This window comes from Chitinophaga sp. (assembly GCF_035564935.1).
GTDB lineage: Bacteria > Bacteroidota > Bacteroidia > Chitinophagales > Chitinophagaceae > Chitinophaga.
This window is the reverse complement of record NZ_DATMTE010000159.1, coordinates 1-1,910: the sequence shown is the minus strand read 5'-3', so window position 1 is coordinate 1,910 and position 1,910 is coordinate 1. Positions and strand designations below refer to the sequence as shown.

General features: G+C 45.8%; 3 protein-coding genes. All 3 read left to right on the top strand.

The window, feature by feature from the left end; genetic code table 11:
* Positions 1–141: 141 nt before the first annotated feature.
* Positions 142–294: a ferritin-like domain-containing protein gene (locus VN105_RS04285; RefSeq protein ID WP_325638270.1), complete on the top strand. Its 153-nt coding sequence runs from the start codon at positions 142–144 to the stop codon at positions 292–294.
* Positions 291–1,436 carry an esterase-like activity of phytase family protein gene (locus VN105_RS04280; protein WP_325638268.1) on the top strand — a complete coding sequence of 382 codons (1,146 nt, stop codon included), beginning with the start codon at positions 291–293 and terminating at the stop codon, positions 1,434–1,436. Before VN105_RS04285 ends, VN105_RS04280 begins: the two co-directional genes overlap by 4 nt.
* A 45-nt stretch (positions 1,437–1,481) precedes the next feature.
* Positions 1,482–1,910: copper resistance protein NlpE (locus VN105_RS04275; protein ID WP_325638266.1), on the top strand; the 429-nt coding region annotated here is incomplete at its 3' end.

Genomic DNA, 1,910 nt, shown 5'->3' with positions numbered 1-1,910 from the left:
AAAACCGCTTTTTTACATACCCCGTATCTGGTCACCAGATGCCAGTGCGAGCGTACCTGCCGGCATCTATGAAACCCGCTACTGTTCAATAACAGGGCATTGTGATCACGTATTATCTATTCACGTAAACCTTTTTCTTATGTGAGTTTAGGCTCCGGAGATGTAGCCGTACTCAATTATGCATATGCGCTTGAACAACTGGAAGCAGCCTTTTATACACAGGTAGTACTTACTCCATATACAGGCATCGGAGGACGATCTCAATGCAGGAGATTTCCTAACTTGCTGCCATGAAAAAACACCTGCTTCTCCTGATCTTTCCCATACTGGCGGGCCTCTTTAGTTGCTCATCTTCCAGAAAGGCGGGTACTGCTGCCAATGGCTTTGGCCAGTTAAAATTTATCGGGGAATATATTGTTCCATATAACCTTCCCTTCAATGGAACCGCTACCGGCGGCTTATCCGGCATAGACTATGACGCCACCACAGGGCAGTATTATCTTATTTGTGACGACCGCTCCGCGCTGAATCCTGCACGTTTTTATACTGCCCGGCTTTATTTCTCCGATAAATCGTTTGATAGTGTGAAATTTACTGCTGTCACCACATTACTGCAAGCCAACGGGCAACCCTATCCCGATACCAAAACTAATCCGGGCCTTACTCCTGATCCGGAAGCCATGCGGTATAACGCCCAAAAACAGCTGCTGGTATGGAGCAGTGAAGGAGAACGCATTGTAAATGAAAAAGATACCGTTCTTACCAACCCGGGTATTTATGAGATCAGCAGGAACGGACAATACATCGACTCCTTTACACTGCCATCGCAGTTCAGGATGCAGGCAACCGAAAACGGGCCACGCCGCAATGGCGTATTTGAGGGTGTTGGTTTTACACCGGGTTACAAACACCTGTATGTAAGCCTGGAGGAACCCCGCTATGAAGACGGGCCAAGGGCGGAACCAGGGCAGGGCGCTTATACCCGTATCCTGAAATTTGATAACAATACACGGCAACCGGTAGCGCAATATGCTTATAAACTGGAGCCGGTGGCTTATCCTGCAATACCTGCAAATGCGTTTAAAGTGAACGGCATTTCAGATATCATGGTATTGGAAGATGAGAAGTTACTGACTATTGAAAGGTCCTTTTCCAGTGGTGTAAAGGATTGTACTATAAAAGTGTTCATTACCGATCTCCATAACGCCACGGATATCAGTAATATTAATTCCCTGCAGACGAACACCCGCTTTAAACCGGCGGCCAAAACCTTATTGCTGGACTTCGTAAGCCTGGGAAAATATATAGATAACATTGAGGGTGTTACTTTCGGGCCCATTTTGCCTGATGGACACCGGAGCCTGGTGTTTGTGGCTGACAATAATTTTTCTGAGAAAGAAGAAAACCAGTTTTTTCTCTTTGAAATCATCCCCTAAAAACAATAACAGCCGTGTGTTGTTATGATCAGAAAAGCCTGCTTTATGAAATACTTCCCATTATTGTTATTACCTGTAATTTTTGCTGCCTGTCAGAGTTCCGGCACAACAACCGGCCAGTCGGATGTGAACTCCCCTTCAGACACCGCGTTGTCGGTTACTTATTCCGGAACTTTGCCATGCGCTGATTGTGAAGGCATTGTTACAGAACTTACACTGCAAAAACAACCGGACAACCATTTCACCCTGAAAGAAACCTACCAGGGAAAAAACCAGACATTTCCCAGTGAAGGCACTTATACAATTGTGCATGGCACCCCGGTTGATCCCGGGGCAACCGTTATCCATCTGAATCCTGATAAGGACAGAAACCTTCAGCGATACTACCAGCAGGTAAATGATAATGAACTGCTATTATTGGATGCCGATCAGAAAACGATACAAAGCGGGCGTAATTATACCCTGAAGAAGGTG